At 70.3% G+C, this 6903-nt stretch carries 11 protein-coding genes and 1 pseudogene; 6 read left to right on the top strand and 6 right to left on the bottom strand.

Annotation, left to right across the window (positions count from 1 at the left end; all coding sequences use genetic code 11):
• Positions 1-84 precede the first annotated feature (84 nt).
• From P3H15_RS44210 to P3H15_RS44195, 4 genes are all read left to right on the top strand, one after another.
• Positions 85-255, top strand: coding sequence for a hypothetical protein (locus P3H15_RS44210; RefSeq protein WP_276143086.1), 171 nt, complete (start codon positions 85-87; stop codon positions 253-255).
• Between the two features lie 98 nt (positions 256-353).
• Positions 354-476, top strand: a complete 123-nt coding sequence (locus P3H15_RS44205) for a hypothetical protein (protein WP_276143085.1) — start codon at positions 354-356, stop codon at positions 474-476.
• A gap of 141 nt (positions 477-617) precedes the next feature.
• Positions 618-1004 carry a hypothetical protein gene (locus P3H15_RS44200; protein ID WP_276143084.1) on the top strand — a complete coding sequence of 129 codons (387 nt, stop codon included), beginning with the start codon at positions 618-620 and terminating at the stop codon, positions 1002-1004.
• A gap of 41 nt (positions 1005-1045) precedes the next feature.
• Entirely contained in the window at positions 1046-1348 is a 303-nt protein-coding gene (locus P3H15_RS44195; RefSeq protein ID WP_276143083.1) for a copper resistance protein CopC, read from the top strand.
• 140 nt (positions 1349-1488) lie between these two features.
• Here P3H15_RS44195 and P3H15_RS44190 read toward each other — a convergent pair whose 3' ends face one another.
• A complete protein-coding gene (locus tag P3H15_RS44190) occupies positions 1489-1644 on the bottom strand; it encodes a hypothetical protein (RefSeq protein ID WP_276143082.1) in 156 nt (51 codons plus the stop codon).
• A 142-nt stretch (positions 1645-1786) separates the two neighbouring features.
• Between P3H15_RS44190 and P3H15_RS44185 the strand changes: the two genes are divergently transcribed.
• Positions 1787-2206 carry a hypothetical protein gene (locus tag P3H15_RS44185; RefSeq protein WP_276143081.1) on the top strand — a complete coding sequence of 140 codons (420 nt, stop codon included), beginning with the start codon at positions 1787-1789 and terminating at the stop codon, positions 2204-2206.
• Between the two features lie 446 nt (positions 2207-2652).
• On the opposite strand, the pseudogene P3H15_RS55925 reads toward P3H15_RS44185, so the two are convergent.
• A pseudogene (locus tag P3H15_RS55925) lies at positions 2653-3364 on the bottom strand (tyrosine-type recombinase/integrase).
• A gap of 332 nt (positions 3365-3696) precedes the next feature.
• Between P3H15_RS55925 and P3H15_RS44180 the strand changes: the two are divergent.
• A complete protein-coding gene (locus P3H15_RS44180) occupies positions 3697-4056 on the top strand; it encodes a cupredoxin domain-containing protein (RefSeq protein ID WP_276143080.1) in 360 nt (119 codons plus the stop codon).
• A 60-nt stretch (positions 4057-4116) separates the two neighbouring features.
• On the opposite strand, the gene P3H15_RS44175 is transcribed toward P3H15_RS44180, so the two are convergent.
• The 4 genes from P3H15_RS44175 to P3H15_RS44160 form a co-directional block, all read right to left on the bottom strand.
• On the bottom strand, positions 4117-4698 hold the full coding sequence (locus tag P3H15_RS44175; RefSeq protein WP_276143079.1) for a Mut7-C RNAse domain-containing protein: 582 nt from the start codon (positions 4696-4698) through the stop codon (positions 4117-4119).
• Positions 4695-4946 (bottom strand): hypothetical protein, encoded by a 252-nt coding sequence (locus P3H15_RS44170; protein ID WP_276143078.1) that lies wholly within the window; start codon positions 4944-4946, stop codon positions 4695-4697. Before P3H15_RS44170 ends, P3H15_RS44175 begins: the two co-directional genes overlap by 4 nt.
• On the bottom strand, positions 4943-6100 hold the full coding sequence (locus tag P3H15_RS44165) for an FIST N-terminal domain-containing protein (RefSeq protein ID WP_276143077.1): 1158 nt from the start codon (positions 6098-6100) through the stop codon (positions 4943-4945). Before P3H15_RS44165 ends, P3H15_RS44170 begins: the two co-directional genes overlap by 4 nt.
• A gap of 421 nt (positions 6101-6521) precedes the next feature.
• Positions 6522-6803 carry a hypothetical protein gene (locus tag P3H15_RS44160; RefSeq protein WP_276143076.1) on the bottom strand — a complete coding sequence of 94 codons (282 nt, stop codon included), beginning with the start codon at positions 6801-6803 and terminating at the stop codon, positions 6522-6524.
• Between the last annotated feature and the right edge of the window lie 100 nt (positions 6804-6903).

Here is a 6903-nt window from a genome sequence, read left to right as displayed (position 1 = left end):
TACCGGGTCTGGCGACCGTAGCCCTTCTGTGAAGGACCGTAAATAACGTAACGGGTATTCGGTTCATCGAGGTGGTGATCGCCTGTGAGCTCTCATGACGCGCTCCGGCGTTGGGTGGCGGAGCAGATGGGTGTCGATGTCGAGACCGCGGATCCGGCCGTCGTTGCCGATCTGGACGAGGTGACGGGCGTCGCGGAGGCGGGATATGTGCGGTTCCTCCTCGGACTCGCGAAGTATCGCCCGTTGGTCGGTTGAGTGGAGGGCCTGTGGGGGACGTTGCCGACAGGACTGATCCGGTCCTGGGGGTGGGCCGGCCCACCCTGTTGGGGCCGACACAGGTCACCAGCCTCAGGTTGACCGACGCAGAACATGCGTTGTGCGTAGCCGCGGCCGCCAAGGCCGGCCAACGCATCGACGCGTGGATGCGAGACCGGATCCTTGACGCGGCCCGGGCCGGCGGCGCGGGTGCCGAATAGGGCCTGCGGCTCGGGCGAGACCGAGCGCCCGGACGCCGCGGCGGGTGCGCGGCACCATTCCCACTGCGGTGAGGCCGGCCGGTCGGGATTCGGCCCCGGTGACGGCGTCACCGGAGCCCGGGGCGGCGTTACGATCGGAGCATGGGACCGGGCGCCGGGGTGCGAGCGCTGATGCGGGCCGCCTACCGGCTCGTTCGTTTCCCGTTCCACCTGGTCGACGACGTGGTGCTGCCGGTGTTCTTCGACGAGCAGGCGCCGGTGCGGCGGGCGTACGGGAAGTTCCTCCTCGACTGCGAGGGTGCCGCGGCGTACCTGCTCGCCGACGACACGGCGACGGTCCGTGCCGCCCTCCTCCGTCGACGCAGCGTCGCCTTCCAACACGCGATCGCCCGCCACCCCGGCAGCATCCACACCGAATCCGAAGTCATGATGGAGCACCACCGGGCCCGCTTTCGAGAACGCCGCGGCACTACCCATCCACCCGCCAAGTCAACTACGTGCCGCCCCGGTAACAGCCGCCGGGACTGAGGCATTGGGGCCGGTCCGAGCCGGTCGTCACCGGCCGCGACGTGTCGGTCGACCTCGATGGGCTCGGCGACGCCGGACAGTACACGGTCGCGTTCCGGGTCGTCTCCGACGACGGCCACCCGATCGAGGGCAGCTACACCTTCCAGCTCACCCAGGCCGGCCCCGGCGCTCGCGACCACACCCGGCGCGGCCGCGAGCGCCGAAACCACCGGAACCGCCACGGCGGCGCAACCGGCCGCCGAGGACTCCGGCGGCTTCCCCGCCTGGGTGCTGATCGTCATCGCAGTGGTGGTCGTCGGCAGTGGCGTGGCGTTCTTCCTCCCCAGGGCACCATCCGCCGCTGACCCCCGCGATGACGCGCCCACCCGCAGGAACCTGTCTCGGGTGTGCACGGCGGGATCCCCGGCAGCGACTGCACCCGGCGGCCGGCAGCGCCGCCTGAGCGGGACCTTCGAACGGCGAGCCGTGAGCCCGATCTCTTCGCTCACGCCTCGCCGTCGCGGTAGAGCCGCCAGAACCAGAGTCCGCCGCCCATCAGACACAACCCGCCGGAAACGAACGCCCCGACCACGACCAGCATCGTGCCCAGCGACACCAGCGCGACCACGCACCCGATCTGGATCAACACACTCAGCGGCACAGACGCGAATGTGTCGGAGATCCGCCGTCGGCGCAACCTCCAGGGCGGTTCACCTCGACCTCCCGCCCGGCTGCCGACAAGCCCACCTGCACTCAGACATCACCGGTGAGCGGGTCTCGGGCCCAGGTCTTACCGTGTGCCGATGGGACTGGGTCTGCTGATACTCGACCTGCCACGCGCCTGGCCTCGGCACACGGCACTGGCCACCGCCGCCGACGAACTCTACGACCGCGGCATCGAGGACTGGTCCGGTCTCGAACTGCGCGCCACCGCGTCCACCGGCACCGACCTGATCCGCCGGTTCACCTTCACCTACTGGGCCGCAGCGACCGCCGCGCGCACCCATCACGGCGGCTACCTGGACCTGTGGGAGCGTCTCGATCCCGCCGAACGCGCCGCGCTCACGCACGTCGCATCCGGCGCCGCCGTCAGCGCGGACGTCACCACCCTGCTGGTCCGCGCGGCGGGCGAGGATTTCCTGCCGCGTGATCGGGACGGTCACCCCCGGCTGCCGCGTAGCCTGCGCCACTTCCTGCGCGCGATGGACGACCGCCGCCGCTGACCCCGCCCACACAGGCCCGGCCCGGTCGGCGGCCCGGCGGGGATATGAAGCAATAACACCCATCGCTGGCGTTCTGCCTGCGCGCGCCGGGCATGCGCCGACCGGACGATGACGTGCCCACCCGGAGCGGTGTCTCGGGTGGGCACGTCGATCTCCGACGAGCATGACCTCGTGCGGCAGGTCGACGAACCCCGTGGTCCGGCAGGGTCTACCGCGCACAGCCGCGCGCTCCACTGAACCGGTTGCGCGGCTGCCGGTCTGGTCGCCCATTCCACTGCAGCCTCGATGGTGATCGTGGAGGCGCCGATGCGGTCGAGATGTCGGCGAAGTCGTTCGGTAGCCGATCATGCTTGGCCAACTTGAACCCCAGGGCCCGACGGAGTGTGAGGTACTCGTCGATCGCGGAGCGGATCGTGGTCATCGCGCACCTCCCGACCAGGGCATGATCACGGCGGACAGTTCGGCGGTGCTGATCGAGCCGTAGCCTGCGGTGGTGACCGGGGAGGCATGGCGAAGGACCTGCCCGATCTCGAACAGGGGAGCACCGGCCCGATCTCGAACAGGGGAGCACCGGCTCGACGTAGCGCGTCGGCGGCTGCGTGTCGCAGACGGTGCGCCCCGAGACGGGGCAGACCGGCCCGCTCACACGCGCGGGTCACTATGTGCCCCACGGCGCTGGACGACAGCGCACGGTACGGGGCCCTTGCGTGTAGGAACAGGCCGCGGTCGCCGTCGCGGCGACGGACTCGGCGGCAGTAGTCCCACATCATTTGGCAGCGGTAGCCGCTCGTAGCGATTCCCTTTGCCGCGCAGCTGGATTTCACCCGTTCGCCGATCGACGTCATCGACGGTGAGCGCGGCGACCTCGCCGGTCCGCAACCCCAGCCGTGTCAACAGCAGCAGTACCGCGTGGTCGCGACGGCCGGTGGCAGTGCGACGATCACAGCTGCCCAGCAACCGCGCGACGTCGCCGGCACCGACGATCGGTGGCAGCGGCCGATGCCGCCAGCCCGCGACGGCGGGGACCGCGTCGGCCAACGGATCGTCCAGATAGCCTGTCGGCGACCCGATGGCGTGAAGAGATGGCCGACCGATTCCGGGTCTGGAACGAGGTGACCGCAACAATGGCCGCCTGAACGGCGGAGCGGGCCACAGCATTACACTCGCCCTGAACTCAAACCGATTGTACCCTTTGCGATTTCAGTTAACGTGACAGTGCCGTCACGACCGGGGTCGGCTCGGTGGGGAGGCGAGTGATCGGGTTGGCCGCGATCGGCTGTGCCAGTGCTCTCCGGGGCCTATGCTCGATGTGGGAAAACGTCTCGCCTTGTTGGGTCTCTTTTTGATTGTCTGGACAGCTGACCGTGAGGGTGCACGGATCGCGTGATCGACGGGCGCTGCATGCCACGGCAGCACCGGGGTCGGTCGCGGGCAAGCGTCGGGGTGGACGTGGGGCGGTGGTGGTCTGCGCACTTGCGGTCGGGTCGGCAGTGGCCTGCAGCTCATCGGGGAGCGGCACGTCGGCCTCGTCCGTCGCCACCAGTTCCTCCGCGCCGTCTGGGTTCGGATCCGGCCCCGGGGCGGCGGCAACGATCAGCATCGAGGGCTACAGCTTCGCCACCCCGATCGGGGTCGGGGCCGGCGCCCCGGTCATCGTCGAGAACGTTGACACGGTCGAACACAGCGTCACGGCCGACTCCGGCGATGCCTTCGACCGGGACGTCGCCGGCGGCGGCACCGTCGTGTTCACGGCCCCCACGCAGTCCGGGTCCTATCCGTTCCACTGCACGTACCATCCCGGAATGCATGGTGTACTCGTGGTCGTGCCGTTACACCCTGGACGCAAGTGAGAGCACGACGTCCGGCCCGTCGGAGTGGACGCGGCACTGCGTTCATCATCTTCTCGTTTCCTACCACCGGGTCGACCACCGGACCGACGCGCAGATCGCGAGGGCGGCACCGAGAACCGGGCAACAGCGAGGGAACAACCCCACACCGCACACCCCGGGCCGGGAGAAGGTCTGGGTGGCGTGCGACGAGCACAGGACGACGCTCGCGGACTTCCTCGCTGTCCGGTCCTTCCTCACCCTGCCCGAACGTGTCGAAGTGGCGGCGTGTGTGAGCGGTTCCCGCCGGTCGGCGACGTCGGTCTTGGCCACCTCGGTGACCGTGCCACTGCAGCGGGGGCAGCGGGTGAACGGCGCGAGGCACTCGGCCAACTCGAGCAGCAGGATCACCTCGACGATCTGGTGGAACGGCCGGTCCGGCCGGACGAACGCACCGTGGGTCACGGTGCGCCGCTTCAACAGTCCGCGATCGCGGGTGCGCAGGATCCGGTGCTCGGCCGCCGGTATCTCGGTCGGGTCGGCGTCGTCGGCGTGCCATGGGCAGCGGGGTCGCGGCTCATCAGCCGCATCAGGGGCCGGCCCGCCGACGGTGATGGCGGCGACGAAGCGCGGGTCGCGCAGCGGGTGCGGGCGGACCCGGGTCAACCGCCGATGTCGAGGGTCGCGAACAGGGAATATGCGGTGATCCGGGCACTCGTGCGTGCGCGGTGGCCGAAGTCCACGGATTCGCCGTTGACCAGCACGAGGTCGATCGCGGCGTGCGGGTGCCCGCCGCCTCGGCGATGTCCTTGACCGTCCGGTGGGGGCGAAACGGCCGGTGCAGCACCGTGTACCGCTCGGCGGGCCGCAGCAACGTCGTTCGGCTCGGCGGAGACCCGAATGGCGACGCTCATTCGCCGAACAGCGCCATCGATGCCGTGAATCCGTGCAGCGCATTCCGGCCCGCGACCGGCCCGAGCTCGCCGGCGGCGAAGAAGCCCGCGAGCGGGATGTCGCCGAGCACGTCTTCGATCGTCGTCGCGTCGTGGTCCGCGACACCGAACATCCGCCGGCCGCGTCCGGTGCACGTGAACAGTAACGCGCCGGCCGGACGGCCGGGCAGTGCCGAACCCGCATGCTCGAGGGCCGCGCGCAGGTCCTGGTCAGCGCCCTGCGCGTCGCGGACCTGGAACTGCACGGTCGTTCCGACTTCGGCGATCTCGCCGATCGCGATCGCGCCCGTCGACGGGTCGACGCCGAGGAGACCGCGGATCAGGAAATCGCCCCGGCCGGGCGCCGCCAGGTGCTCGTCGACCACCATCCCGATCTGCAGGCCGTGGGCCACCAGGTCCTGCTCCTCCGGAGGCAGCGGCGCGACAATCTCCCGCAGCCGCTCGACCGGCGGCTGCCCGCCGAGACCGGTGATCACCGCGCCGCGCGCGGCGGTGACGATATATGGGTAGCCGATCGGGCGGCAGCCCTGCGAGACGATCGGGACACAGCGCAGGCCGGGCAGGCGCACACCGACCGCGCCGGACGTCAGCACGTCGCGGTCGCGGAACAGCCTGCTCCCGCCCGGCCCCGGTGTGCCGCTCACCAGCCCGCCCATCACGATCGTGCCGGGCAGCTCGGCGTTCAGGTGTTCGAGAAGCAGTTCGGCGGGGAAGGAATGGGGGTCCGGCAGCAGCAGATGGAAGTCGCGGGCAGACCGGTCGAACCGGTAGCCGGACAGCAGCGCTGCGGTCGACGTACGCACGACATCGAGATGAAATGTCTCCGCGGCAGCGGGCAATCCGGATGCCAGCCACACCGCGACCGCGGACTCCTCCTCGATCTCACGGCGACCGGCGACGATTGCCTGCGCCACGCATCCGATGAGCGCGGGCGGCCGCACGGTCTCGTGGACGCCGGTGAGGACAGCCGACGCCTCGCCGGTGTGTGCCCGTGACGCGAGCAGCACGGCCAGCGCCGGCACCCCGCCCGCGAGCTGATCGCGCGCCTGTGCGGCGGCTTCCACAGCCGCCTCTCGTGCACCGCTTGCGGTGGAAAGCCCCACTCCGATCCGCACACTTCCATGGTGCCCGCGGCGTTCGTCAACCGCAGCGGCATCCATCGCGGCGGCACCGCGACCGCGTGACGTGGTCACGACGGTTCGACCCACGCCGACCCCGCAGATGCCGCGGGTGTTCGATGAAGACACCGAACACGGTGCCCGCACCTGAAGGCTGCAGCACTCCCCGGCCCCACAATGTGCGTCAGCGGCAGTGCGAGTCCTGGCGTGACCAGCCTGCGCCCCGCCCAGGAGTGGTTGGGGCGCAGGGACTCTGGTGTCACTGTCCCCCCGTGCCGTTCGAGCCATATCGGCGGTCATGGGGTTTCCCTGCGCGGTGATCCGCACGTCGGCACCCCGCCGGTGACACGTTACCGGGGGCCGGTGGTCCGGCGGCTAGTCTAGATGCGAGAGAGCGGTAGAGAGATCAACATCGTGGTCAGCCGACGACTTCGGCGACGTGAATGACGGCCTCGTGGTGATCGGGTCGGCTCCCGTAGGCGCGGACGCAACGGCGGTGCCTGGTGATCCGGGCGACCGTGCGCTGGACTAACCCGAACTGCGGGGCCGCACGTGGAATCCGCTCGCGCCCGGGGATCCTCTCGGATGATCGCAACCTGCAGGGGATGATCTCAACCTGCAGGGCGAGCACCCCTTCCGCCCAGCCGAGCCGTAGCACCGGGTAGCCGCCGTCGCCCCACACGAGCCCGATGGTGGACACGCCGCCCCGAGTCCGCCCCGCAGTCCGGCCGGTAGCCGGTGCGCGGCGTCGCGATCCTCGATGAAGGCGGCGGTCACCCCGACCGCGAGCGGTAGCCCGT

This window comes from Rhodococcus sp. T2V, from assembly GCF_029269925.1.
In the GTDB taxonomy this organism is placed as follows: domain Bacteria; phylum Actinomycetota; class Actinomycetes; order Mycobacteriales; family Mycobacteriaceae; genus Rhodococcus_F; species Rhodococcus_F koreensis.
This window is presented reverse-complemented; position numbering and strand designations above follow the sequence as displayed.